The organism is Pseudomonas paraeruginosa (assembly GCF_003025345.2).
Lineage (GTDB): Bacteria > Pseudomonadota > Gammaproteobacteria > Pseudomonadales > Pseudomonadaceae > Pseudomonas > Pseudomonas paraeruginosa.
In genome coordinates this window covers 4,781,037-4,807,146 of the sequence record NZ_CP020560.1, presented here as the reverse complement: position 1 = coordinate 4,807,146, position 26,110 = coordinate 4,781,037, and the positions used below count along the sequence as shown (strand labels likewise).

The 26,110-nt window shown below is 65.9% G+C and carries 22 protein-coding genes and 1 other RNA gene; 20 read left to right on the top strand and 3 right to left on the bottom strand.

Features of this window, described 5'->3' with window-relative positions:
• Position 1: 1 nt before the first annotated feature.
• Both B7D75_RS22765 and B7D75_RS22760 read right to left on the bottom strand, forming a co-directional pair.
• On the bottom strand, positions 2-379 hold the full coding sequence (locus B7D75_RS22765) for a YraN family protein (protein ID WP_003150412.1): 378 nt from the start codon (positions 377-379) through the stop codon (positions 2-4).
• Complete coding sequence (locus B7D75_RS22760) at positions 376-2,190, bottom strand: penicillin-binding protein activator (protein ID WP_012077200.1); 1,815 nt, start codon at positions 2,188-2,190, stop codon at positions 376-378. Before B7D75_RS22760 ends, B7D75_RS22765 begins: the two co-directional genes overlap by 4 nt.
• 126 nt (positions 2,191-2,316) lie before the next feature.
• Here B7D75_RS22760 and rsmI point away from each other — a divergent pair, with 126 nt between their 5' ends.
• The 18 genes from rsmI (at position 2,317) to lpxC (ending at position 21,623) form a co-directional block, all read left to right on the top strand.
• Positions 2,317-3,165 (top strand): 16S rRNA (cytidine(1402)-2'-O)-methyltransferase, encoded by an 849-nt coding sequence (rsmI, locus tag B7D75_RS22755; protein ID WP_043101270.1) that lies wholly within the window; start codon positions 2,317-2,319, stop codon positions 3,163-3,165.
• Between the two features lie 40 nt (positions 3,166-3,205).
• Positions 3,206-3,555: RNase P RNA component class A (rnpB, locus tag B7D75_RS22750), an RNA gene on the top strand.
• Positions 3,556-3,869: 314 nt separating this feature from the next.
• On the top strand, positions 3,870-4,325 hold the full coding sequence (mraZ, locus tag B7D75_RS22745; protein ID WP_003103101.1) for a division/cell wall cluster transcriptional repressor MraZ: 456 nt from the start codon (positions 3,870-3,872) through the stop codon (positions 4,323-4,325).
• Between the two features lie 2 nt (positions 4,326-4,327).
• Positions 4,328-5,269, top strand: a complete 942-nt coding sequence (gene rsmH / locus B7D75_RS22740; RefSeq protein WP_079383531.1) for a 16S rRNA (cytosine(1402)-N(4))-methyltransferase RsmH — start codon at positions 4,328-4,330, stop codon at positions 5,267-5,269.
• Entirely contained in the window at positions 5,266-5,559 is a 294-nt protein-coding gene (gene ftsL / locus B7D75_RS22735; protein WP_003150404.1) for a cell division protein FtsL, read from the top strand. Before rsmH ends, ftsL begins: the two co-directional genes overlap by 4 nt.
• Positions 5,556-7,295 (top strand): peptidoglycan D,D-transpeptidase FtsI, encoded by a 1,740-nt coding sequence (gene ftsI, locus B7D75_RS22730; RefSeq protein WP_012077196.1) that lies wholly within the window; start codon positions 5,556-5,558, stop codon positions 7,293-7,295. Before ftsL ends, ftsI begins: the two co-directional genes overlap by 4 nt.
• Entirely contained in the window at positions 7,295-8,758 is a 1,464-nt protein-coding gene (locus B7D75_RS22725; protein WP_034080926.1) for a UDP-N-acetylmuramoyl-L-alanyl-D-glutamate--2,6-diaminopimelate ligase, read from the top strand. The genes ftsI and B7D75_RS22725 overlap by 1 nt, the downstream gene beginning before the upstream one ends.
• Positions 8,751-10,127, top strand: coding sequence for a UDP-N-acetylmuramoyl-tripeptide--D-alanyl-D-alanine ligase (locus B7D75_RS22720; RefSeq protein WP_107114448.1), 1,377 nt, complete (start codon positions 8,751-8,753; stop codon positions 10,125-10,127). The genes B7D75_RS22725 and B7D75_RS22720 overlap by 8 nt, the downstream gene beginning before the upstream one ends.
• Positions 10,127-11,209 (top strand): phospho-N-acetylmuramoyl-pentapeptide-transferase, encoded by a 1,083-nt coding sequence (gene mraY, locus B7D75_RS22715; RefSeq protein ID WP_034080924.1) that lies wholly within the window; start codon positions 10,127-10,129, stop codon positions 11,207-11,209. The genes B7D75_RS22720 and mraY overlap by 1 nt, the downstream gene beginning before the upstream one ends.
• A gap of 13 nt (positions 11,210-11,222) precedes the next feature.
• Entirely contained in the window at positions 11,223-12,569 is a 1,347-nt protein-coding gene (gene murD / locus B7D75_RS22710; protein WP_043103160.1) for a UDP-N-acetylmuramoyl-L-alanine--D-glutamate ligase, read from the top strand.
• Complete coding sequence (gene ftsW / locus B7D75_RS22705) at positions 12,569-13,768, top strand: putative lipid II flippase FtsW (RefSeq protein ID WP_034080922.1); 1,200 nt, start codon at positions 12,569-12,571, stop codon at positions 13,766-13,768. The genes murD and ftsW overlap by 1 nt, the downstream gene beginning before the upstream one ends.
• Positions 13,758-14,831 carry an undecaprenyldiphospho-muramoylpentapeptide beta-N-acetylglucosaminyltransferase gene (gene murG, locus B7D75_RS22700; protein ID WP_043103162.1) on the top strand — a complete coding sequence of 358 codons (1,074 nt, stop codon included), beginning with the start codon at positions 13,758-13,760 and terminating at the stop codon, positions 14,829-14,831. Before ftsW ends, murG begins: the two co-directional genes overlap by 11 nt.
• Entirely contained in the window at positions 14,824-16,266 is a 1,443-nt protein-coding gene (gene murC, locus B7D75_RS22695; RefSeq protein WP_012077192.1) for a UDP-N-acetylmuramate--L-alanine ligase, read from the top strand. Before murG ends, murC begins: the two co-directional genes overlap by 8 nt.
• Positions 16,263-17,222, top strand: coding sequence for a D-alanine--D-alanine ligase (locus B7D75_RS22690; protein WP_034080917.1), 960 nt, complete (start codon positions 16,263-16,265; stop codon positions 17,220-17,222). Before murC ends, B7D75_RS22690 begins: the two co-directional genes overlap by 4 nt.
• 3 nt (positions 17,223-17,225) lie before the next feature.
• Complete coding sequence (locus B7D75_RS22685; RefSeq protein ID WP_012077190.1) at positions 17,226-18,089, top strand: cell division protein FtsQ/DivIB; 864 nt, start codon at positions 17,226-17,228, stop codon at positions 18,087-18,089.
• A 21-nt stretch (positions 18,090-18,110) separates the two neighbouring features.
• A complete protein-coding gene (gene ftsA, locus B7D75_RS22680; RefSeq protein ID WP_003094115.1) occupies positions 18,111-19,364 on the top strand; it encodes a cell division protein FtsA in 1,254 nt (417 codons plus the stop codon).
• 50 nt (positions 19,365-19,414) lie between these two features.
• On the top strand, positions 19,415-20,599 hold the full coding sequence (gene ftsZ / locus B7D75_RS22675; protein ID WP_003150393.1) for a cell division protein FtsZ: 1,185 nt from the start codon (positions 19,415-19,417) through the stop codon (positions 20,597-20,599).
• Positions 20,600-20,711: 112 nt separating this feature from the next.
• On the top strand, positions 20,712-21,623 hold the full coding sequence (lpxC, locus tag B7D75_RS22670) for a UDP-3-O-acyl-N-acetylglucosamine deacetylase (protein ID WP_003150391.1): 912 nt from the start codon (positions 20,712-20,714) through the stop codon (positions 21,621-21,623).
• A 60-nt stretch (positions 21,624-21,683) separates the two neighbouring features.
• Here lpxC and B7D75_RS22665 read toward each other — a convergent pair whose 3' ends face one another.
• Positions 21,684-22,145: a DciA family protein gene (locus B7D75_RS22665; protein ID WP_003150389.1), complete on the bottom strand. Its 462-nt coding sequence runs from the start codon at positions 22,143-22,145 to the stop codon at positions 21,684-21,686.
• 80 nt (positions 22,146-22,225) lie between these two features.
• Here B7D75_RS22665 and B7D75_RS22660 point away from each other — a divergent pair, with 80 nt between their 5' ends.
• Entirely contained in the window at positions 22,226-23,149 is a 924-nt protein-coding gene (locus B7D75_RS22660) for a M23 family metallopeptidase (protein ID WP_012077189.1), read from the top strand.
• A gap of 133 nt (positions 23,150-23,282) precedes the next feature.
• Complete coding sequence (gene secA, locus B7D75_RS22650) at positions 23,283-26,033, top strand: preprotein translocase subunit SecA (protein ID WP_012077187.1); 2,751 nt, start codon at positions 23,283-23,285, stop codon at positions 26,031-26,033.
• Positions 26,034-26,110 lie beyond the last annotated feature (77 nt).

Here is a 26,110-nt window from a genome sequence, read left to right as displayed (position 1 = left end):
TTCAGGCGTCGAACGCGTTCTGAATCCAGTCCAGTCGCGGTGGTGATTGTCCGTCGCTGGTATCGACGGTGACCACATCGAAGCGACAGGGCCGTTTGGCCCAGCGCGCCTCCTGTTGCAGGAAAAGTTCGGCGGAGAGGATCAGGCGCTGGCGCTTGCGCGCGTCGATGCTCTCCAGCGCTCCACCCCAGGCGCGATGCCGGCGGGAGCGGACTTCGACGAATACTACTGTATCGCCGTCGAGCATGACCAGATCGAGCTCCCCCCGGCGGCAGGTCCAATTCTTGCCAAGTGTGGCAAGGCCCTGGCGAAGGAGGTGGGCGCAGGCCATTTCCTCGGCCTGGCGCCCCTTGTCCCGGGAGTTCGCTCTATCGGTCAAAAGCTGGTGGTCCCCAGCGGCTGGACCTGGCCGTTGCGGAATTCGGCCCATTGCAGCTGGCGTTCGATACGCTGGGCCGGGTTGAGGCTCAGGGTGCCGGTCAGGCCGTCGATCTGCAGGCTCGGTACGGCCTTCAGTTCGGGCAGGCGCGGAGCCAGTCGGTAGGCGTCGACGCCCATGGCGTAGAGCCGGCCCATGCTGCCATTGGCCTGCGGCCACTGGGCAGCGACCTGCTGGCGGGTCGGGTCGCTGGGGTTGAGCAGCCACGGGGTCTCGCAGAAGCGGATGCCGTTGAGGTCCTGGTCCTGGGTCGGGTTGTTGGTCCCGGTGTAGAGGTGCGAGGTGGCGTACACCGGAAGGTCGCCGGCGTACTGGAAGGCCAGGGTCGGCTTGATCTGGCGGGCCTGCTGCGGGGTGGCGGCGAGGAACACGAAGTCGATGTCCTGGCGGCGTGACGGCTGGGTGGCGATCTGGCTGCCCAGGGCACCTTGCAGGCGCTGGGCGCGGCCTTCGCTCTGGCGCAGTTGCAGCAGGTCGGCGATCTGTTGCGCCAGTTGTACCGGCTGGTCGACGTGCTCGGCGGCGATCAGACTGCCACCGGCGGCCTGCCAGCTCTGGCTGAAGGCGGCCAGGACGCGGTCACCCCATTCGCCGCGCGGCACCAGCGCCACGGCGCGGCGCATGCCATCGCCCCAGGCGCGGCTGGCTACCGCGCGGGCTTCGTCTTCGGCGGCGAGGCCGAACTGGAACAGCTGCGCCGGACCTTCCTGACTGTTGTCGCCATAATTGAGCGCGAGGGTGGTGATCGGCAGTTGCTCGCGGCTGGCCAGTTGCTTGACCAGTGGCTTCTCCAGCGGGCCGACGACCAGTTCGACGCCGTCGGCCTGCGCCTGGCGATAGAAGTCGTCCACCGAGCGCACCTGGGTGCTGTCGTAGAGCTTGATCGAGGGAGGGTTCTGACCGGCCTGCTGGGCCTGGTAGTGGGCTGCGAGGAAGCCGTCCTGCAGGGCGCGTGCAACGTTGGCCAGCTGGCCTTGCTGCGGCAGCAACAAAGCGATGCGGGTCAGCGGCTGCTGGGACAGGGTCTTGAGTTTTTCCAGCGCGGCCGGCAGGTGTTTGGCAGCCGGGTGTTCCGGGTTCTGCTGCTGCCAGCTCTGGATGCTGGCCTGCTGTTGCTGCAGGGTCGGCGAGGTCTTGGTGATGCGCGCCAGGGCCAGCCAGCCGCTGAGGTCGCCTTCGCTGGCGCTCGGTTGCAACTGGTCGACCGGCAGGCTGCTGACCAGGCTCCAGATCTTCTCCTGGTTTTCGAGTACCGCCGGGCCTTCGAGCAGTGGTGCGAAGTAGATGCGCTCCTTGGCTGCCGCGAGGACCTGGCCGTCGGCGGCGAGGGCCTGGGCCTTGGCGCGTTGGGTACGCACCTGCTGGGTCACCGGCAGTTCGCCGAGATGCTGCATGCTCGGGTGCTGCAGGGCCTGCAGGGCGGCCTTGGGCTTGTTGCGGGCGAGGGCGAGTTCGGCGCCGAGGGTGCTGGCGAAGACCTGCTGGGCCGGTTTCAGGGTTTCCAGGGGAATCTGCCCGAGAATGGCGCTGGAGCGTGCCAGGTCCTTCTGCTGGTAGGCCAGGTCCGCGGCCGAGAGGCGCAGCAGGGCGGCTTCTTCCGGCTTGCTCTGGCTGGCCTGCTGCAACAACTGCTCGATGCTGGCATTCGGCGTACGGGGAAGTTCGCCCAGTCCGGAGTTGGACGAGGTCGCGCAGGCGGTCAGCAGACCGGCCAGGATCAAAGCAGAAAGCGGACGCAAGCAAGCGATCATATCGGGCTTCTCATGGCGCATACACAAAGAGTCGCCGATTGTACCGGAGCCCCGCGCCGGGTGCGATGGCGGCACCCTGAATCGCGATACAATGCCACCTTTTCAGATAGCTCCCGAGGTGTTTTCGTGTCAGCAGGCACTCTGTTCGTAGTGGCGACCCCGATCGGCAATCTCGACGACATCACCCCGCGCGCCCTGCGGGTGTTGCGCGAGGTAGCGCTGGTGGCCGCGGAGGATACGCGCCATTCGATCCGCCTGTTCCAGCACTTCGGCATCGAGACGCCGCTGGCCGCCTGCCACGAACACAACGAGCGCGAGGAGGGCGGCCGTTTCATCTCCCGCCTGCAGTCCGGCGACGACGTGGCGCTGATCTCGGACGCCGGTACCCCGCTGATTTCCGATCCCGGCTTCCACCTGGTACGCCAGGCGCAGGCGCTGGGTATCCGGGTAGTCCCGGTGCCGGGCTCCTGCGCGCTGATCGCGGCGCTGTCGGCGGCGGGATTGCCGTCGGACCGGTTCATCTTCGAAGGTTTCCTGCCCGCCAAGGCTGCGGGGCGACGCAGCCGCCTCCAGGCGGTACAGGAAGAGCCGCGCACGCTGATTTTCTACGAGGCGCCCCATCGTCTGCTGGAAAGCCTGGCGGACATGCGCGACGTGTTCGGCGGGGAGCGCCGTGCGGTGCTGGCGCGGGAGCTGAGCAAGACCTTCGAGACCATCCGCAGCCTACCGCTGGCCGAACTGCACGATTGGGTGGCGTCGGACAGCAACCAGCAGCGCGGCGAGTGCGTTGTGCTGGTGGCGGGGTGGCTGGCGCCGGAAGGCGAGGAATCGATAGGTGCAGAGGCGCTCAGGGTGCTCGACCTGCTGCTTGCCGAGCTGCCGTTGAAGAAAGCGGCGGCGCTGGCGGCGGAAATCACCGGGGTGCGAAAAAACCTTTTGTATCAACAGGCTTTGCAGCGCCAAGGGAAGAGTTGAGCTTGTTCTTCGCGCCTGCTCCCGCTAACCTTGTCGGCGGAGAGTCGATTGGGCAGTCGCTGTCGCGCAATAGCGCGGTGGAGGAAAGTCCGGGCTCCATAGGGCAGAGTGCCAGGTAACGCCTGGGAGGCGCGAGCCTACGGAAAGTGCCACAGAAAATAACCGCCTAAGCGCAGCAGCGCCGGTAAGGGTGAAAAGGTGCGGTAAGAGCGCACCGCACGGCTGGCAACAGTGCGTGGCTAGGTAAACCCCACTCGGAGCAAGACCAAATAGGAATCCATTGGCGCGGCCCGCGCTGGATTCGGGTAGGTCGCTTGAGGCGTACAGTGATGTGCGTCCCAGAGGAATGGCTGTCCTCGACAGAACCCGGCTTATAGATCGACTCTCCCACTTCTTCCCACCTTCGTCGCTTTTTCCCGGTTTTATCCGTCCGTCGTAAAAGCGAAAGGCTCCCACTCTTGATAAATCACTTTAAGTTCGAAGCCTAAGACTTTGGACTTATTGTGTTTTGTCATTTCTTTTACTTCTAAAAGCGCTCCGCAACCTTCCAAAACCTCGCTAAATCTCCGTCCTGTAAGGATTTTTCGCTTCTGACGCGCCTTGACGGTGGGGAGTGTGGATTTCTATAGTGTGCGGAAGTGGTATGAAGTGGGTAAAAGTGGGATCAATTGGCATGGAAAGCCAACCACAGGGGAAGCGCTGACGTGTTTCGCGGAGCTAATGCCATCAGTCTCGACGCCAAAGGGCGCCTCGCGATGCCGAGTCGGTATCGTGACGAGCTCGTTTCGCGTTGTGCCGGCCAGCTCATCGTCACCATCGATGCAGTCGACCCTTGCCTCACCGTCTACCCCTTACCCGAATGGGAACTGATCGAAGCCAAGCTGCGCGAGTTGCCGTCCCTGCGTGAGGAGACCCGGCGCCTGCAGCGTCTGCTGATCGGCAATGCCGTCGATCTGGAACTGGATGGGAACGGGCGCTTCCTCATTCCGCCGCGCCTGCGCGAGTACGCCAAGCTGGACAAGCGGGCGATGCTGGTAGGGCAACTGAACAAGTTTCAGTTGTGGGATGAGGATGCCTGGAACGCCATGGCTGAAGCCGACCTGGCGGCAATCAAACAACCCGGTGGGCTGCCGGACGAACTACGCGACCTGATCCTTTGACTATGAATGCCACCTACCGCCATATCACCGTTCTGCTCGAGGAGGCCGTTTCCGCGCTGGCCCCACGGGAGGACGGCTGCTATCTGGACGGTACCTTCGGAAGAGGGGGCCATAGTCGAGCCTTGCTCGAGAAACTGGGCACCGGGGGGCGCCTGCTCGGATTCGACAAAGATCCCCAGGCCATCCAGACAGGAAAAGCATTGGCGGCCGAAGACGGCCGCTTCGTCATTGTGCAGCGCTCGTTCGCCGAACTCGGCGACGAGGTGCGCGCGCGCGGCCTCGAAGGCCGGGTCGACGGCATCCTGCTCGACCTCGGCGTGTCGTCGCCGCAGCTCGACGATCCCGAACGCGGCTTCAGCTTCCTCAACGACGGTCCGCTGGACATGCGCATGAATCCAGGCCAGGGCATCAGCGCTGCGGAGTTCATCGCCAGCGCCGCGGAGGAAGAGATCGCCCGGGTCTTCAAGGAATATGGCGAAGAGCGTTTCGCCAAGCGCATGGCCCGCGCCATCGTGCAGCGCCGTCAGGAGCGCCCGTTCGAGCGGACCGCCGATCTCGCCGAAGTGATCACGGTCGCCAATCCCGCCTGGGAGAAAGGCAAGAACCCGGCGACGCGGGCATTCCAGGGCCTGCGCATCCATGTGAACAACGAACTGGGCGATCTCGAGCGTGGCCTCGATGCGGCGCTCGAATCGCTGGCCGTCGGCGGCCGCCTGGTGGTGATCAGCTTCCACTCCCTGGAAGACCGTATCGTCAAGCTGTTCATGCGCAAGCATGCCAAGGGCGAGGCGGACAACCTGCCGCGCGATCTGCCGATCCGCTCCAAGGTCTTCGAGCCGCGCCTGAAGCTGCTGGGCAAGCCGCAGTACGCTTCGGAGGCTGAACTCAAGGCCAACCCGCGCTCGCGCAGCGCGGTCATGCGTGTCGCGGAGAAGCTGAAATGAGCCGCCTCTTCGTCAAGCGCCTGCCCACCGGCAGCTTTCTCATGCTGCTGCTTTATATAAGCCTGCTGCTTTCGGCGATCGCGGTGGCCTACAGCACCTACTGGAACCGGCAACTGCTCAACTCGCTGTATTCCGAACTGAGCGTGCGCGACAAGGCGCAGGCCGAGTGGGGCCGGCTGATCCTCGAACAGAGCACCTGGACCGCCCATAGCCGGATCGAAAGCCTGGCGGTGGAACAACTGCGCATGCGCGTGCCCGACCCGTCCGAGGTCAGGATGGTGGCGCCATGAAGCTGAACCATTTCCAGGGCGCGCTCTATCCTTGGCGGTTCTGCGTGATCGTCGGCCTGCTGCTGGCGATGGTCGGCGCAATCGTCTGGCGGATCGTCGACCTGCACGTGATCGACCATGACTTCCTCAAGGGCCAGGGCGACGCGCGCAGCGTTCGGCATATCGCCATCCCTGCGCACCGTGGCCTGATCACCGACCGCAACGGCGAGCCGCTGGCGGTGAGTACCCCGGTCACCACCCTGTGGGCCAATCCCAAGGAACTGATGGCCGCCAAGGAGCGCTGGCCTCAATTGGCGGCGGCGCTCGGTCAGGACACCAAGCTGTTCGCCGATCGCATCGAACAGAATGCCGAGCGCGAATTCATCTACCTGGTTCGTGGCCTGACCCCCGAGCAGGGCGAAGGCGTGATCAGTCTGAAGGTACCCGGCGTCTACTCCATCGAGGAGTTTCGTCGTTTCTACCCGGCGGGCGAAGTGGTGGCCCACGCGGTCGGCTTCACCGATGTCGACGACCGTGGCCGCGAGGGCATCGAGCTGGCCTTCGACGAGTGGCTGGCCGGCGTGCCGGGCAAGCGCCAGGTCCTCAAGGACCGCCGTGGCCGGGTGATCAAGGACGTGCAGGTCACCAAGAACGCCAAGCCGGGCAAGACCCTGGCGCTGTCCATCGACCTGCGCTTGCAGTACCTGGCCCACCGTGAACTGCGCAACGCGCTGGTGGAGAACGGCGCCAAGGCCGGCAGCCTGGTGATCATGGACGTGAAGACCGGGGAAATCCTGGCCATGACCAACCAGCCGACCTACAACCCGAACAACCGCCGCAACCTGCAGCCGGCGGCCATGCGCAACCGGGCGATGATCGACGTGTTCGAGCCGGGCTCGACGGTCAAGCCGTTCTCGATGAGCGCGGCGCTGGCCAGCGGGCGCTGGAAGCCCAGCGACATCGTCGATGTCTATCCGGGCACCCTGCAGATCGGCCGTTACACCATCCGCGACGTCTCGCGCAATTCACGGCAGCTGGACCTCACCGGGATCCTGATCAAGTCGAGCAACGTCGGTATCAGCAAGATCGCCTTCGATATCGGCGCCGAATCCATCTACTCGGTCATGCAGCAGGTCGGCCTCGGTCAGGACACCGGGCTGGGCTTCCCTGGCGAACGGGTCGGCAACCTGCCCAACCACCGCAAGTGGCCGAAGGCGGAAACCGCGACCCTGGCGTATGGCTATGGCCTGTCGGTGACCGCGATCCAGCTGGCGCATGCCTATGCGGCGCTGGCCAACGACGGCAAGAGCGTGCCGTTGAGCATGACCCGCGTCGACCGCGTGCCGGACGGCGTGCAGGTGATCTCGCCGGAAGTGGCCTCCACCGTGCAGGGCATGCTGCAGCAGGTGGTCGAGGCCCAGGGCGGGGTGTTCCGCGCCCAGGTGCCGGGCTACCACGCTGCCGGCAAGAGCGGTACCGCGCGCAAGGTCTCGGTGGGCACCAAGGGCTACCGGGAAAACGCCTACCGCTCGCTGTTCGCCGGTTTCGCCCCGGCCACCGACCCGCGCATCGCCATGGTCGTGGTGATCGACGAACCGAGCAAGGCCGGCTACTTCGGCGGCCTGGTCTCGGCGCCGGTGTTCAGCAAGGTCATGGCCGGCGCGCTGCGCCTGATGAACGTGCCGCCGGATAACCTGCCGACGGCCACCGAACAGCAGCAGGTCAATGCTGCGCCCGCAAAAGGAGGGCGTGGCTGATGCCCATGAGCCTGAACCAACTGTTTCCCCAGGCCGAGCGCGATCTGCTGATCCGCGAGCTGACCCTGGATAGCCGCGGTGTTCGCCCGGGCGACCTGTTCCTGGCGGTGCCGGGCGAGCGCCAGGATGGTCGTGCGCACATCGCCGATGCCCTGGCCAAGGGCGCTGCCGCCGTCGCCTACGAGGCGGAAGGCGCCGGAGAACTGCCGCCCAGCGAGGCGCCGCTGATCGCGGTGAAGGGGCTGGCCGCGCAACTGTCGGCGGTCGCCGGGCGTTTCTACGGCGAGCCGAGCCGCGGGCTGGACCTGATCGGCGTCACCGGCACCAATGGCAAGACCAGCGTCAGCCAGCTGGTGGCCCAGGCCCTCGACCTGCTCGGCGAGCGCTGCGGCATCGTCGGTACCCTCGGCACCGGTTTCTACGGCGCGCTGGAAAGCGGCCGCCACACTACCCCGGACCCGCTCGCCGTGCAGGCCACCCTGGCCAACCTGAAGCAGGCCGGGGCCCGCGCAGTGGCGATGGAAGTGTCGTCGCACGGCCTCGACCAGGGGCGCGTGGCGGCGCTCGGTTTCGATATCGCGGTGTTCACCAACCTGTCCCGCGACCACCTCGACTATCACGGCTCGATGGAGGCCTACGCCGCCGCCAAGGCCAAGCTGTTCGCCTGGCCGGGCCTGCGCTGCCGGGTGGTCAACCTGGACGACGATTTCGGCCGCCGCCTGGCCGGCGAGGAACAGGACTCGGAGCTGATCACCTACAGCCTCAGCGACAGCTCGGCTTTCCTCTATTGCCGCGAAGCGCGCTTCGGCGACGCCGGCATCGAGGCGGCGCTGGTCACTCCGCACGGAGAAGGCCTGCTGCGCAGCCCGCTGCTCGGCCGCTTCAACCTGAGCAACCTGCTGGCCGCGGTCGGCGCGTTGCTTGGCCTGGGGTATCCCCTGGGCGATATCCTGCGCACCTTGCCGCAACTGCAGGGGCCGGTTGGCCGCATGCAGCGCCTGGGCGGCGGGGACAAGCCGCTGGTGGTGGTGGACTACGCGCATACTCCCGACGCCCTGGAGAAAGTCCTGGAGGCCCTGCGCCCGCACGCCGCAGCGCGCCTGCTGTGCCTGTTCGGCTGCGGCGGAGATCGCGATGCCGGCAAGCGCCCGCTGATGGCGGCGATTGCCGAACGCCTGGCGGATGCTGTGCTGGTCACCGACGACAACCCGCGCACCGAGGCCAGTGCGGCGATCATCGCCGATATCCGCCAAGGCTTCGTTGCTGCTGACAAGGTCACCTTCCTGCCGTCGCGTGGTGAGGCGATCGCCCACCTGATCGCCTCCGCGGCGGTGGATGACGTGGTGCTCCTGGCCGGCAAGGGACATGAGGACTATCAGGAGATCGACGGCGTACGGCATCCGTTCTCCGATATCGAGCAGGCCGAGCGCGCCCTGGCTGCCTGGGAGGTGGCGCATGCTTGAGTCTCTTCGCCTCAGCCAGTTGACGGTCGCCCTGGATGCCCGCCTGATCGGCGAGGACGCCGTCTTTTCGGCGGTTTCCACCGACAGTCGCGCCATCGAACCGGGACAGTTGTTCATCGCGCTGAGCGGGCCTCGCTTCGACGGTCATGACTATCTCGCCGAGGTTGCCGCCAAGGGCGCGGTGGCTGCGCTGGTGGAGCGCGAGATCGCCGACGCGCCCCTGCCGCAGTTGCTGGTGGGCGATACCCGCGCCGCCCTGGGACGGTTGGGCGCGCTGAACCGGCGCAAGTTCACCGGCCCGCTGGCGGCCATGACTGGCTCCAGCGGCAAGACCACGGTCAAGGAGATGCTCGCCAGCATCCTGCGCACCCAGGCCGGCGACGCCGAATCGGTGCTGGCGACCCGCGGCAACCTGAACAATGACCTCGGCGTCCCGCTGACCCTGCTGCAACTGGCGCCGCAGCACCGCAGCGCGGTGATCGAGCTGGGCGCCTCGCGCGTCGGCGAGATCGCCTATACGGTCGGACTGACCCGCCCGCACGTGGCGATCATCACCAATGCCGGGACCGCCCATGTCGGTGAGTTCGGCGGGCCGGAGAAGATCGTCGAGGCCAAGGGCGAGATTCTCGAAGGCCTGGCCGCCGACGGCACCGCGGTGCTGAATCTGGACGACAAGGCCTTCGCCACCTGGAAGGCGCGGGCCAACGGGCGTCCGCTGCTGACCTTCTCCCTCGAGCAGGCCCGGGCCGACTTCCACGCCGCCGATCTGCAGCGCGACGCGCGTGGCTGCATGGGCTTCCGGCTGCACGGCGTAGCGGGCGAGGGACAGGTCCAGCTCAATCTCCTGGGCCGGCATAACGTGGCCAATGCGCTGGCCGCCGCTGCCGCGGCCCATGCGCTGGGCGTGCCGCTGGACGGGATCGTCGCCGGGCTGCAGGCGCTGCAACCGGTCAAGGGCCGCGCGGTAGCGCAGCTGACCGCCGGCGGCGTCCGCGTGATAGACGACAGCTACAACGCCAACCCCGCGTCAATGCTGGCGGCGATTGATATACTGGGCGGCTTTTCCGGGCGCACCGTCCTGGTCCTCGGAGACATGGGCGAACTCGGTTCCTGGGCCGAGCAGGCCCACCGCGAGGTGGGCGCCTACGCCGCCGGCAAGGTATCCGCGCTGTACGCGGTCGGGCCACTGATGGCCAACGCCGTGCAGGCGTTCGGCGAGGCGGGCCGGCATTTCGCCGACCAGGCCAGCCTGATCCGGGCGCTGACCACCGAACAACCGACAACCACCATTCTGATCAAGGGTTCCCGCAGCGCGGCGATGGACAAAGTCGTCGCGGCGCTGTGCGGTTCCTCCGAGGAGAGTCACTAATGCTCCTGCTGCTGGCCGAATACCTGCAACAGTTCTACAAGGGCTTCGGCGTCTTCCAGTACCTGACCCTGCGCGGCATCCTCAGCGTGCTCACTGCGCTGTCGCTGTCGCTGTGGCTGGGGCCCTGGATGATCCGTACCTTGCAGATCCGCCAGATCGGCCAGGCCGTGCGCAACGACGGACCGCAGTCGCACCTGTCGAAGAAGGGCACCCCGACCATGGGTGGAGCCCTGATCCTCACCGCCATCGCCATCAGTACCCTGCTCTGGGCGGATCTTTCCAACCGCTACGTGTGGGTGGTGCTGATCGTCACCCTGCTGTTCGGCGCCATCGGCTGGGTGGACGACTACCGCAAGGTCATCGAGAAGAACTCCCGCGGCCTGCCGAGTCGCTGGAAGTATTTCTGGCAATCGGTGTTCGGCATCGGCGCCGCGGTCTTCCTTTACATGACCGCAGAGACTCCGATCGAGACCACCCTGATCTTCCCGTTGCTGAAGAACGTCGAGATCCAGCTCGGCATCTTCTTCGTGGTCCTGACCTACTTCGTCATCGTCGGTTCGAGCAATGCGGTGAACCTCACCGATGGCCTGGATGGCCTGGCGATCATGCCGACGGTGATGGTCGCCGGCGCGCTGGGGATCTTCTGCTACCTGTCGGGCAACGTTAAGTTCGCCGAATACCTGCTGATCCCGAATGTACCGGGTGCCGGCGAGCTGATCGTGTTCTGCGCCGCGCTGGTCGGTGCCGGCCTCGGTTTCCTCTGGTTCAACACCTATCCGGCGCAGGTCTTCATGGGCGACGTCGGCGCGCTGGCGCTGGGCGCCGCGCTGGGCACCATCGCGGTGATCGTGCGCCAGGAAATCGTGCTGTTCATCATGGGGGGGGTATTCGTCATGGAAACCCTGTCGGTGATGATCCAGGTCGCTTCCTTCAAGCTGACCGGGCGGCGGGTCTTCCGCATGGCGCCGATCCATCATCATTTCGAACTGAAAGGCTGGCCGGAGCCGCGCGTGATCGTGCGTTTCTGGATCATCACCGTGATCCTGGTGCTGGTCGGCCTGGCCACCCTGAAGCTGCGTTGAGGACGAAGAGAGCATGAGCCTGATCGCCTCCGACCACTTCCGCATCGTTGTCGGCCTCGGCAAGAGCGGCATGTCCCTGGTGCGCCACCTGGCGCGCCGCGGCCTGCCTTTCGCCGTGGTCGATACCCGCGAGAACCCGCCGGAGCTGGCCACCCTGCGTGCCCAGTATCCGCAGGTGGAAGTGCGTTGCGGCGAGCTCGACGCCGAATTCCTCTGCTCGGCTCGCGAGCTCTACGTCAGCCCCGGCCTGTCGCTGCGCACCCCCGCGCTGGTGCAGGCCGCCGCGAAAGGCGTGCGCATCTCCGGCGATATCGACCTCTTCGCTCGCGAGGCGAAGGCGCCGATCGTCGCCATCACCGGTTCCAATGCGAAGAGCACCGTGACCACCCTGGTCGGCGAAATGGCTGTGGCCGCGGACAAGCGCGTCGCCGTCGGCGGCAACCTCGGCACGCCGGCGCTCGACCTGCTGGCCGACGACATCGAACTGTACGTGCTGGAACTGTCCAGCTTCCAGCTGGAAACCTGCGAGCGCCTGAATGCCGAGGTGGCTACGGTGCTGAACGTCAGCGAAGACCACATGGATCGCTACGACGGGATGGCCGACTACCACCTGGCCAAGCACCGGATCTTCCGTGGCGCCCGCCAGGTCGTGGTGAATCGTGCCGACGCGCTGACCCGGCCACTGATCGCCGATACCGTGCCGTGCTGGTCGTTCGGCCTGAACAAGCCGGACTTCAAGGCTTTCGGCCTGGTCGAGGAAGACGGCCAGAAGTGGCTGGCTTTCCAGTTCGACAAGCTGCTGCCGGTCGGCGCACTGAAGATCCGTGGCGCCCACAACTATTCCAATGCGCTCGCCGCGCTGGCGCTGGGGCATGCGGTCGGCCTGCCGTTCGACGCCATGCTCGGCGCGCTGAAGGCGTTCTCCGGCCTGGCTCATCGTTGCCAGTGGGTACGCGAGCGGCAGGGCGTGAGCTACTACGACGATTCCAAGGCCACCAACGTCGGCGCCGCGCTGGCGGCGATCGAGGGGCTGGGCGCCGACATTGCCGGCAAGCTGGTGCTGCTCGCCGGCGGCGATGGCAAGGGTGCCGATTTCCATGACCTGCGCGAGCCGGTCGCACGCTTCTGCCGCGCCGTGGTGTTGCTCGGCCGTGACGCCGAACTGATCGCCCGGGCGCTGGGCAACGCGGTGCCGCTGGTACGCGTCGCCACCCTGGAGGAGGCCGTGGGCCAGGCTGCCGAGTTGGCCCGCGAAGGCGACGCGGTACTGCTGTCGCCGGCCTGCGCGAGCCTGGACATGTTCAAGAACTTCGAAGAGCGCGGACGCCTGTTCGCCAAAGCCGTGGAGGAACTCGCGTGATGCTCTCGGTGTTGCGCCCCTTCCCGTCGCCGCTGTTGAGCCGGCACGGCATCGACCTGGACTTCCCGCTGCTGGCGGGTTGCCTGGCGCTGCTCGGCCTCGGCCTGGTGATGGTGACTTCCGCCTCCTCCGAGGTGGCGGCGGCGCAGTCGGGCAATCCGCTGTATTTCTCCGTGCGGCACCTGATCTACCTGGTGATCGGCCTGATCTCCTGCGGCCTGACCATGATGATCCCGATGGCCACCTGGCAACGCTGGGGCTGGAAGCTGCTGCTGGTCGCCTTCGCCCTGCTGGTGCTGGTGATCACGCCGGGCATCGGTCGCGAGGTGAACGGCTCGATGCGCTGGATCGGTTTCGGCCTGTTCAACATCCAGCCCTCGGAGATCGCCAAGGTCTGCGTGGTGATCTTCATGGCCGGCTACCTGATTCGCCGCCAGCAGGAAGTCCGGGAAAGCTGGATGGGCTTCTTCAAGCCGTTCGTGGTGCTGCTGCCGATGGCCGGCCTGCTGCTGCGCGAGCCCGACTTCGGCGCCACCGTGGTGATGATGGGCGCGGCCGCGGCCATGCTGTTCCTCGGTGGAGTAGGGCTGTTCCGCTTCGGCCTGATGGTGCTGCTGGCGGTCGGCGCGGTGGTGCTGCTGATCCAGACCCAGCCCTACCGGATGGCGCGCCTGACCAACTTCACCGATCCCTGGGCCGACCAGTTCGGCGCCGGTTACCAGTTGAGCCAGGCGTTGATCGCCTTCGGCCGTGGCGGCTGGCTGGGCATGGGGCTGGGCAACAGTATCCAGAAGCAGTTCTACCTGCCGGAGGCGCACACCGACTTCGTCTTCGCCGTACTCGCAGAGGAGCTGGGCATCATCGGCGCCCTGGCGACCGTCGCGCTGTTCGTCTTCGTCAGCCTGCGCGCGCTGTACATCGGCATCTGGGCCGAGCAGGCCAAGCAGTTCTTCTCCGCCTATGTGGCCTACGGCCTGGCCTTCCTCTGGATCGGCCAGTTCCTGATCAACATCGGGGTGAACGTCGGCCTGCTGCCGACCAAGGGGCTGACCCTGCCGTTCCTCAGCTACGGCGGCAGCTCGCTGGTGATCTGCTGCGCCTGCCTGGGAATGCTGCTGCGCATCGAATGGGAACGCCGTACCCACCTGGGTAGCGAGGAATATGAATTCAACGAAGAGGACTTTGCCGATGAAAGGTAACGTCCTGATCATGGCAGGCGGCACCGGCGGACACGTGTTCCCGGCGCTGGCCTGCGCGCGGGAATTCCAGGCGCGCGGCTACGCCGTGCACTGGCTGGGAACACCGCGCGGCATCGAGAATGACCTGGTACCCAAGGCCGGGCTGCCGTTGCACCTGATCCAGGTCAGCGGGCTGCGCGGAAAGGGCCTGAAGTCGCTGGTCAAGGCGCCGCTGGAGCTGGTCAAGTCGCTGTTCCAGGCGCTGCGGGTGATCCGCCGGTTGCGGCCGGTCTGCGTGCTCGGCCTGGGTGGCTATGTCACCGGTCCGGGCGGGTTGGCCGCGCGCCTGAACGGCGTGCCGCTGGTGATCCACGAGCAGAACGCCGTCGCCGGCACCGCCAACCGCAGCCTGGCGCCGATCGCCAGACGTGTCTGCGAGGCCTTCCCGGATACCTTCCCGGCCAGCGACAAACGCCTGACCACTGGCAATCCGGTGCGCGCCGAACTGTTCCTCGGCGAGGACGCCCGCGCGCCGCTGACCGACCGTCGGGTCAATCTGCTGGTGCTCGGCGGCAGCCTTGGCGCGGAACCGCTGAACAAGCTGTTGCCAGAGGCCCTGGCGCAGGTTCCGGCGGAAATCCGTCCGGCAATCCGCCATCAGGCCGGTCGTCAGCATGCCGAGATTACCGCCGAGCGTTATCGCACAGTGGCGGTCGAAGCGGACGTCGCGCCCTTCATCAGCGACATGGCCGCGGCCTATGCCTGGGCCGACCTGGTGATCTGCCGCGCCGGCGCGCTGACCGTCAGCGAGCTGGCCGCCGCGGGACTCCCCGCTTTCCTGGTGCCGTTGCCCCATGCGATCGACGACCACCAGACCCGCAACGCCGAATTCCTGGTTCGCAGCGGCGCCGGCCGCCTGCTGCCGCAAAAGTCTACCGGCGCGGCCGAACTGGCCGCGCAGCTGTCCGAGGTCCTGATGCATCCCGAAACCCTGCGCTCCATGGCAGACCAGGCACGCAGCCTGGCGAAACCCGAGGCTACCCGGACGGTGGTCGATGCCTGCCTGGAGGTGGCCCGTGGTTAAGGAACCCAATGGCGTCACCCGGACCATGCGCCGTATCCGCCGCATCCATTTCGTCGGCATCGGCGGCGCCGGCATGTGCGGGATCGCCGAAGTGCTGCTGAACCTCGGCTACGAGGTGTCCGGATCGGACCTCAAGGCCTCGGCGGTGACCGAGCGCCTGGAGAAGTTCGGCGCGCAGATCTTCATCGGTCACCAGGCGGAAAACGCCGACGGTGCCGATGTGCTGGTGGTGTCCAGCGCCATCAACCGGGCCAACCCGGAAGTGGCCTCGGCCCTGGAACGGCGGATTCCGGTGGTGCCGCGCGCGGAGATGCTCGCCGAGCTGATGCGCTACCGGCACGGCATCGCGGTCGCCGGCACCCACGGCAAGACCACCACCACCAGCCTGATCGCCTCGGTGTTCGCCGCCGGCGGCCTGGACCCGACCTTCGTCATCGGCGGCCGGCTGAACGCCGCCGGGACCAACGCCCAGCTCGGCGCCAGCCGCTACCTGGTGGCCGAGGCCGACGAGAGCGACGCCAGTTTCCTGCATCTGCAGCCGATGGTCGCGGTGGTCACCAATATCGACGCCGACCACATGGCGACCTACGGCGGCGACTTCAACAAGCTGAAGAAGACCTTCGTCGAGTTCCTCCACAACCTGCCGTTCTACGGGCTGGCGGTGATGTGCGTGGACGACCCGGTGGTGCGCGAGATCCTTCCGCAGATCGCCCGCCCGACCGTGACCTACGGCCTCAGCGAAGACGCCGACGTGCGCGCGATCAACATCCGCCAGGAAGGCATGCGCACCTGGTTCACCGTGCTGCGCCCGGAGCGCGAGCCGCTGGACGTCTCGGTGAACATGCCCGGCCTGCACAACGTGCTGAATTCCCTGGCGACCATCGTCATCGCCACCGACGAAGGCATTTCCGACGAAGCCATCGTCCAGGGCCTGTCCGGCTTCCAGGGCGTGGGCCGGCGCTTCCAGGTCTACGGCGAGCTGCAGGTCGAGGGCGGTAGCGTGATGCTGGTGGACGACTACGGCCACCATCCGCGCGAAGTCGCCGCGGTGATCAAGGCGATCCGTGGCGGATGGCCGGAGCGTCGCCTGGTGATGGTCTACCAGCCGCATCGCTATACCCGTACCCGCGACCTGTACGAAGACTTCGTGCAGGTGCTGGGCGAGGCCAACGTGCTGCTGTTGATGGAGGTCTATCCGGCCGGCGAAGAGCCGATCCCGGGAGCCGACAGCCGCCAGCTGTGCCACAGCATCCGCCAGCGCGGCCAGCTCGACCCGATCTACTTCGAGCGCGACGCCGACCTGGCGCCGCTGGTCAAGCCGCTGCTGCGCGCCGGCGACATCCTGCTCTGCCAGGGTGCTGGCGATGTCGGCGGCCTGGCCCCGCAACTGATCAGGAACCCGCTGTTCGCCGGCAAGGGAGGGAAGGGCGCATGAACCTTTGCCTCGATAGCCTGCTGAACGGCACCCAGGATCCCAGGGCCTTCGGTCGCGTCGCCGTGCTGTTCGGCGGCAAGAGCGCCGAGCGCGAGGTGTCGCTGAAGTCCGGCGCCATGGTCCTGCAATCCCTGCTGGCCGCCGGGGTCGATGCCTTCGGCATCGATGTCGGCGACGACCTGCTGCATCGCCTGGTCGAGGAGAAGATCGACCGTGCCTTCATCATTCTCCACGGTCGTGGCGGCGAGGATGGCAGCATGCAGGGCCTGCTCGAGTGCGCGGGCATTCCCTACACCGGCAGCGGCGTGCTGGCCTCGGCGCTGGCGATGGACAAGCTGCGGACCAAGCGGGTCTGGCTCAGCCTCGGCCTGCCGACCCCGGACTACGCGGTGCTGGGCAGCGAGGATGATTGCCGCGAAGCCGCGCAACGACTGGGTTTCCCGCTGATCGTCAAGCCGGCCCATGAAGGTTCGAGCATCGGCATGGCCAAGGTCGGCGGGCTCGACGAATTGATCGCGGCGTGGCGCGAGGCGGCCCGCTACGACTCGCAGGTGCTGGTCGAACAGTGGATCAGCGGCCCGGAATTCACCGTGGCGACCTTGCGCGGGCAGGTGCTGCCGGCGATCCGCCTGGGTACGCCGCACACCTTCTACGACTACGACGCCAAGTACCTGGCCAGCGATACCCGCTACCAGGTGCCCTGTGGCCTCGATGAGGCCAAGGAAAGCGAGCTGAAGGATCTCACCGCGCGCGCCTGCGACGCACTGGGCATCCAGGGTTGGGGACGGGCCGACGTGATGCAGGACGCCGAAGGGCGTTTCTGGCTGCTTGAAGTCAACACCGCACCGGGCATGACCGACCACAGCCTGGTGCCCATGGCCGCGCGGGCCGCCGGTCTGGATTTCCAGCAACTGGTGCTGGCGATCCTGGCCGATAGCCGCGAGGCGAGGGGATAAGCCATGAACGGCGTACTGCTCCGTCATCAGCAACCCGGTGGTCTCGGCCGCGCTCCGCGCAAGCCGATGCCGCGCGGCGCCAGCCGTCTGGTGGCCAAGGAACCGCTGAGCGTGCGCCTGCCCAAAGCCGACTTCAGCTTCCTCAAGTACCTGGCCTGGCCGCTGTTGCTGGCGATCCTCGGCTATGGCGCCTATCGCGGCGCCGAGTACATCCTGCCGTACGCCGACCGGCCGATCGCCAAGGTCAGCGTCGAGGGCGACCTCAGCTACATCAGCCAGCACGCGGTGCAGCAGCGGATCTCCCCGTACCTGGCGGCGAGCTTCTTCACCATCGACCTGGCGGGCATGCGCGGGCAACTGGAGCAGATGCCCTGGATCGCCCACGCCGAGGTGCGCCGGGTGTGGCCGGACCAGGTGGTGATCCGCCTGGACGAGCAGTTGCCGATCGCCCGCTGGGGTGACGAGGCGCTGCTGAACAACCAGGGACAGGCCTTCACGCCAAAAGAGCTGGCGAATTATGAACATCTGCCCCGCTTGCATGGTCCACAGCGGGCGCAACAACAGGTGATGCAGCAATACCAGTTGCTCAGCCAGCTGCTGCGTCCCCTCGGGTTCTCCATCGCCCGCCTGGAAATGAGCGATCGCGGTGGCTGGGCGCTGACCACGGCCCAGGGCGTCGAGATCCAGATCGGGCGCGACCACGTGGTAGACAAGATTCGCCGCTTCGTAAGCATCTACGACAAGGCACTCAAAGATCAGATTTCGAACATTGCGCGGATCGACCTGCGTTACCCCAACGGCCTGGCCGTTGCGTGGCGCGAGCCGGTCACGCCCACGTCGGTGGCCACGGCCAGCGCCGTGCAGTGAGTTGAGGAGACAGTAATAACCATGGCAAGCGTGCAGAGCGGCAAGATGATCGTCGGCCTGGACATCGGTACCTCCAAGGTGGTGGCGCTGGTGGGCGAGGTGACGGCCGATGGCCAGCTGGAAGTCGTCGGCATCGGCACTCATCCGTCCCGCGGCCTGAAGAAGGGCGTGGTGGTGAACATCGAGTCCACCGTGCAGTCGATCCAGCGCGCCATCGACGAGGCCCAGCAGATGGCCGGTTGCCGTATCCACTCGGCGTTCGTCGGCATCGCCGGCAACCACATCCGCAGCCTGAACTCCCACGGCATCGTGGCGATCCGCGACCGCGAGGTGAACCCGGCGGACATCGAGCGTGTCCTGGACGCCGCCCAGGCGGTGGCGATCCCGGCGGACCAGCGGGTGCTGCATACCCTGGCCCAGGACTACGTGATCGATAACCAGGAAGGCGTGCGCGAGCCGCTGGGCATGTCCGGCGTGCGCCTGGAAGCCAAGGTGCACGTGGTGACCTGCGCGGTGAATGCCTCGCAGAACATCGAGAAGTGCGTGCGCCGCTGCGGCCTGGAGGTCGACGACATCATCCTCGAGCAATTGGCCTCTGCCTATTCGGTGCTGACCGAGGACGAGAAGGAGCTGGGCGTGTGCCTGGTGGACATCGGCGGCGGCACCACCGACATCGCCATCTTCACCGAAGGCGCGATCCGCCATACCGCGGTGATCCCGATCGCAGGCGACCAGGTCACCAACGATATCGCCATGGCGCTGCGCACGCCGACCCAGTACGCGGAAGAGATCAAGATCCGCTACGCCTGCGCCCTGGCCAAGCTGGCCGGCGCCGGCGAGACCATCAAGGTGCCCAGCGTCGGCGACCGGCCGCCGCGCGAACTGTCGCGCCAGGCCCTGGCCGAAGTGGTCGAGCCGCGCTACGACGAGCTGTTCACCCTGGTCCAGGCCGAGCTGCGCCGCAGCGGCTACGAGGACCTGATCCCGGCCGGGATCGTCCTCACCGGCGGCACCTCGAAGATGGAAGGCGCGGTCGAGCTGGCCGAGGAAATCTTCCACATGCCGGTGCGCCTGGGCGTGCCGTACAGCGTGAAGGGGCTCACCGACGTGGTGCGCAACCCGATCTATTCGACGGGCGTGGGCCTGCTGATGTACGGACTGCAGAAACAGTCCGATGGCATGTCGATGTCCGTTTCAGGCAGCAGCTACAGCAGCGACGAACCCAAGGCACCTGTCCTGGAGCGGCTCAAACGCTGGGTCCAGGGCAATTTCTGATTCAACGCGGTAACAGCAGGCGACAAAACTAGAAAGGAAGGAGAGGGGAAATGTTTGAACTGGTCGATAACATCGCACAAACCGCCGTCATAAAAGTGATCGGTGTAGGTGGTGGTGGCGGCAACGCCGTCAATCACATGGCCAAGAACAACGTCGAGGGCGTCGAGTTCATCTGCGCCAACACCGACGCACAGGCGCTGAAGAACATCGCGGCGCGCACCGTTCTGCAACTCGGCCCGGGCGTCACCAAGGGGCTGGGTGCCGGCGCCAATCCGGAAGTCGGTCGTCAGGCGGCGCTGGAAGATCGTGAGCGCATTTCCGAAGTGCTGGAAGGCGCCGACATGGTCTTCATCACCACCGGCATGGGTGGCGGTACCGGTACCGGTGCGGCGCCGATCATCGCCGAAGTGGCCAAGGAGATGGGCATCCTCACCGTCGCGGTGGTGACCCGCCCGTTCCCGTTCGAAGGTCGCAAGCGCATGCAGATCGCCGACGAGGGCATCCGTGCCCTGGCCGAGAGCGTCGATTCGCTGATCACCATCCCGAACGAGAAGCTGCTGACCATCCTCGGCAAGGACGCCAGCCTGCTGGCTGCCTTCGCCAAGGCCGACGACGTGCTGGCCGGCGCCGTGCGCGGGATCTCCGACATCATCAAGCGTCCGGGCATGATCAACGTCGACTTCGCCGACGTGAAGACCGTCATGAGCGAGATGGGCATGGCGATGATGGGCACCGGCTGCGCCAGCGGTCCGAACCGTGCCCGCGAGGCCACCGAGGCGGCGATCCGCAACCCGCTGCTGGAAGACGTCAACCTGCAGGGCGCGCGCGGCATCCTGGTGAACATCACCGCGGGTCCGGACCTGTCCCTGGGCGAGTACTCCGACGTCGGCAACATCATCGAACAGTTCGCATCCGAGCACGCCACCGTGAAGGTGGGCACCGTGATCGACGCGGACATGCGCGATGAGCTGCACGTCACCGTGGTCGCCACCGGCCTGGGTGCGCGCCTGGAGAAGCCGGTCAAGGTCGTCGACAACACCGTGCAGGCCAGCGCCGCCCAGGCAGCCGCCCCGGCCCAGCGCGAGCAGCAGTCGGTGAACTACCGCGACCTCGACCGTCCGACCGTGATGCGCAACCAGTCTCACGGCAGCGCGGCGACCGCGGCCAAGCTGAACCCGCAGGATGACCTGGATTACCTGGATATCCCGGCGTTCCTGCGTCGTCAGGCCGATTGAAGTTATTAATCAGGAGTAGAGACGTGATTGGTGTTCAGCAAAGGCCGGTTCTGCTATCATCGCCGGCCATTGTTGAAAACAGTTCGCAGTCAGCGCTTAAGCGGCCAAAGCCATGATCAAACAACGCACCTTGAAGAACATCATCCGGGCTACTGGCGTCGGTCTGCATTCGGGGGAGAAGGTTTACCTGACCCTGAAACCGGCGCCGGTGGACACCGGCATCGTGTTCTGCCGCACCGACCTGGATCCGGTAGTGGAAATCCCGGCCCGGGCCGAGAACGTCGGCGAAACCACCATGTCGACCACCCTGGTCAAGGGTGACGTCAAAGTGGATACGGTGGAGCACCTGCTCTCGGCCATGGCCGGCCTGGGTATCGACAACGCCTACGTCGAGCTGTCCGCTTCGGAAGTGCCGATCATGGATGGCAGCGCTGGTCCGTTCGTATTCCTGATCCAGTCCGCCGGATTGCAAGAGCAGGAAGCGGCCAAGAAGTTCATCCGCATCAAGCGCGAGGTCAGCGTCGAGGAAGGCGACAAGCGCGCCGTCTTCGTTCCGTTCGACGGCTTCAAGGTCAGCTTCGAGATCGATTTCGATCACCCGGTCTTCCGTGGCCGCACCCAGCAGGCTTCGGTCGACTTCTCCAGCACTTCCTTCGTCAAGGAAGTCAGCCGCGCCCGGACCTTCGGCTTCATGCGCGACATCGAGTACCTGCGTTCGCAGAACCTGGCGCTCGGCGGTAGCGTGGAGAACGCGATCGTGGTCGACGAGAACCGCGTGCTCAACGAAGACGGCCTGCGTTACGAGGACGAGTTCGTCAAGCACAAGATCCTGGATGCCATCGGCGACCTGTACCTGCTCGGCAACAGCCTTATCGGCGAGTTCCGCGGCTTCAAGTCCGGCCATGCCCTGAACAACCAACTGCTGCGTTCGCTGATCGCAGACAGGGACGCTTGGGAAGTGGTGACCTTCGAAGACGCGCGTACCGCGCCTATTTCCTATATGCGCCCGGCGGCAGCAGTGTAGGAAATCTCTCCTTTCCATCTTTGGAGGCCACCTCAGGGTGGCCTCTTTTTATTTCAGGATTTATTCTTGCCGGCTTTTCTCGGCGCGGCTTGCCAGTCGTTCGAGCGCTTCCCTGAGACGCGGGTTGGCGACGATGTCGGCGGAGCCGCGAAGGTTTTCCGCGGCCACGCTGGAGAGGGTCAAGCTGCGACGCGCCGCACGTTGTGTGGACGTGGTGGGTTGCACCTTGAAAAGGATTTTCGCTAAGTTCGCGAATTCTTCGAAACCCTGCAGCTGTCGCTGCAGGCGCCGCTGCTGGTAGCGCAGGCGTGTGGCCCAGTGTCCGTCGGTGACGATCAGCAGCAGGCAACCGCCGCGCCACGAGGCCACGTGACAGTACGGACGTGCCGCCGGTTGCAGCTGGCTTTCCAGCAGCTGTTGCAGGCGGCAGATGCGCTGGGCCTCGGCGAACAGCATCTGCAGCGGCTTGGCCTGGCGCAGCAACTGGGTCGAGGCCTGGGCGGGCAAGGGACGAAAAGACATGGCGGGAAGCCTGGGGGTTACTGAGTCGGAATGGTAGCAGAAAGCGTTTCGCTACTGCCGGCCCGTATGAAGGATAAGTCATGCACATCATTTTTCTGAGCCGGCGCCATGGGGCCGCTCGCTCCGTCCATCTGCAGCCGCGGCTGCTGATGCTGGCGGGGGCCTGCGTGGTCGGCGCCAGCCTGTTGGCGGGGGGCTTCATGGGCGCCTGGCTGTTCCGCGCGCCGGCGCCGGCGGTGGGTACCGAGGTCGATGCCGCTCTGCAGGCGCAGAGCGACGAGATCAGCAGCGCGCGCGAGGATGCGCAGCGGCAGATGGACGCGCTGAGCGTGCATCTAGGTGAGCTGCAGGCACGCCTGGTACGGCTGGATGCCCTGGGGGAGCGCCTTACCGAACTGGCCGACGTCGACCCCGAAGAGTTCGACTTCTCCCTGGGCGTCGGCCAGGGCGGCGTCGATGAACCGCTGGAGGGCAACGCCTATGCCCCGCCGTCGTTCATGGCGACGCTGGACGAACTGGCGGCACGCCTGGATACCCGCGAGCAGCAGCTCGAGGTACTCGAGCAACTGCTCGCCGACAAGCACATCAGCCAGTCGACCTACCTGGCCGGCCAGCCGGTGCGCCAGGGCTACATCTCCTCGCCGTTCGGGCGTCGGGTCAATCCGGTGAGCGGGCGCCTGAGCCTGCACAAGGGCATCGACTTCGCCGCGCCGGCGGGCAGCGACGTGGTGGCCGTGGCGGCCGGCGTGGTGACCTGGTCCGGGCGCAAGAACGGCTACGGCAACGTGGTGGAGGTCGGTCATGCCGATGGCTATACCACGCTCTATGCGCACAACCAGAAGAACCTGGTCGAGGTCGGCGACCTGGTCAAGCGAGGCCAGGTCCTGGCCAAGGTCGGCAGCACCGGACGCTCCACCGGTTACCACGTACATTTCGAGGTGATGAAGGATGGCCGGGTAATGAATCCGCAAAGCTTCATCGCGCGCGCGTCTGTTTCCGAGTGAGCGGCGCGCATTGATCTGCTGTACTTTTCTCATACCCGTTTCCGGGTAGAATGTTCCCTTTCATGCCGTTGATCGGCACGGGCCGCCGGAAGGGTGAGCCTTCCATTCCCCACGTGTGGATGACCAAGTCGATATGTTTGCGCCTTTGTTGAAGAAACTCTTTGGAAGCAAGAACGAGCGTGATGTAAAGCGCATGGCCAAGGCTGTACAGGCCATCAATGCGCTCGAGCCCCAGATGGTGGCGCTCTCCGACGAGCAGTTGAAGGCGAAGACGGCCGAGTTCCAGCAGCGCTATGCCAAGGGCGAAACGCTCGACCAGTTGTTGCCCGAAGCCTTCGCCGTGGTTCGCGAGGCCGGCAAGCGGGTGATGGGCATGCGTCACTTCGACGTCCAGCTGATCGGCGGCATGACCCTGCACGATGGCAAGATCGCGGAAATGCGCACCGGTGAGGGCAAGACCCTGGTGGGCACCCTGCCGGTGTATCTCAACGCGCTGTCCGGCAAGGGCGTGCACGTGGTCACGGTGAACGACTACCTGGCCCGCCGCGACGCCAACTGGATGCGCCCGTTGTACGAGTTCCTCGGCCTCAGCGTCGGCGTGGTCACCCCCTTCCAGCCGCCGGAAGACAAGCGCGCGGCCTACGCCGCGGACATCACCTACGGCACCAACAACGAGTTCGGCTTCGACTACCTGCGCGACAACATGGCCTTCAGCCTGGACGACAAGTTCCAGCGCGAGCTGAACTTCGCCGTGGTCGACGAAGTGGACTCGATCCTCATCGACGAGGCACGTACGCCGCTGATCATCTCCGGCCAGGCCGAAGACAGCTCCGAACTGTACATCAAGATCAACAAGCTGATCCCGCGTCTCAAGCGCCAGGTCGAAGAGGTCGAGGGCAAGCCGAGCGAGGAAGGCCACTACAGCATCGACGAGAAGACCCGCCAGGTCGAACTCAACGAGCAGGGCCACCAGTTCATCGAGGACCTGCTGAGCCAGAACGGCCTGCTCGGCGAAGGCGAAAGCCTCTATTCGGCGCACAACCTGAGCCTGCTGACCCACGTCTACGCGGCGCTGCGTGCGCATACCCTGTTCCACCGCAATGTCGAGTACATCGTCCAGGGCGACCAGATCCTCCTGATCGACGAGCACACCGGGCGCACCATGCCGGGTCGCCGCCTGTCCGAGGGCCTGCACCAGGCGATCGAGGCGAAGGAAGGTCTGCCGATCCAGGCCGAGAGCCAGACCCTGGCCTCGACCACCTTCCAGAACTACTTCCGCCTGTACAACAAGCTGGCCGGCATGACCGGCACCGCCGATACCGAGGCTTTCGAGTTCCGCCAGATCTACGGTCTGGACGTGGTGGTCATCCCGACCCACCGCCCGATCGCGCGCAAGGACTTCAACGACCTGGTCTACCTGACCCAGGAAGAGAAATACGCGGCGATCATCACCGACATCAAGCAGTGCCAGGCCCTCGGCCGGCCGATCCTGGTCGGTACCGCGTCGATCGAGAGTTCCGAATACGTTTCCAAGCTGCTGCAACAGGCCGGCATCGAGCACAAGGTGCTCAACGCCAAGTACCACGAGAAGGAAGCCGAGATCATCGCCCAGGCCGGTGCGCCGGGTTCGGTGACCATCGCCACCAACATGGCCGGCCGTGGTACCGACATCCTCCTCGGCGGCAACTGGGAAGTCGAGGTCGCCGCTCTGGAGAACCCCACCGAGGAGCAGATCGCCCAGATCAAGGCCGAGTGGCAGAAGCGCCACCAGCAGGTGATCGAAGCGGGCGGCCTGCATGTGATTGCTTCCGAGCGCCACGAGTCGCGCCGGATCGACAACCAGTTGCGCGGCCGCGCCGGCCGCCAGGGCGACCCGGGTTCCAGCCGCTTCTACCTGTCGCTGGAAGACAACCTGATGCGCATCTTCGCCTCCGACCGGGTGAAGAACTTCATGAAGGCGCTGGGCATGCAGTCCGGCGAGGCGATCGAGCACCGCATGGTGACCAACGCCATCGAGAAGGCCCAGCGCAAGGTCGAAGGCCGCAACTTCGATATCCGCAAGCAACTGCTGGAGTTCGACGACGTCGCCAACGAGCAGCGCAAGGTGATCTACCACATGCGCAACACCCTGCTGTCGGCCGAGGACGTGGGCGAGACCATCAAGGAGTTCCGCGAGGAAACCCTCAACGCCACCATCAACCAGCACATCCCGCCGCAGTCGCTGCCGGAGCAGTGGGACGTCGAAGGCCTGGAAGCCGCGCTGTACAGCGATTTCGCCGTGCGCCTGCCGATCCAGCAGTGGCTGGACGAAGACGACAAGCTGTACGAGGAAACCCTGCGCAGCAAGATCCTCGAGCAGATCGTCGCCGCCTACTACGAGAAGGAAGAGCTGGCCGGCGCCGAGGCCCTGCGCGCCTTCGAGAAGCAGATGCTGCTGCGCGTGCTGGACGACCTGTGGAAGGACCACCTGTCGACCATGGACCACCTGCGCCACGGTATCCACCTGCGTGGCTACGCGCAGAAGAACCCGAAACAGGAATACAAGCGCGAGTCCTTCACCCTGTTCCAGGAGCTGCTGGACTCGATCAAGCGCGACACCATCCGCGTGCTGTCCCATGTCCAGGTCCGTCGCGAAGATCCGGCCGAAGAGGAAGCCCGCCTGCGTCGCGAGGCGGAGGAACTGGCCAAGCGCATGCAGTTCCAGCATGCCGAGGCACCGTCGATGGAACAGGCGGTGGCCGGTGAGGACGAGGAGCTTCCCGAGGGCCCGGCTCCGGTAGTGCCGCTCGAGCCGGTGCGCAACGAGCAGAAGATCGGCCGCAACGAGCCTTGCCCGTGCGGTTCCGGCAAGAAATACAAGCATTGCCACGGGCAGCTGGACTAAGCTTCCCGCCTGGTTCACCAACGCCGCGACCGGTCCTGCCGCTCGCGGCGTTTGTTCGAATTGGCGCCAGTCCGGCG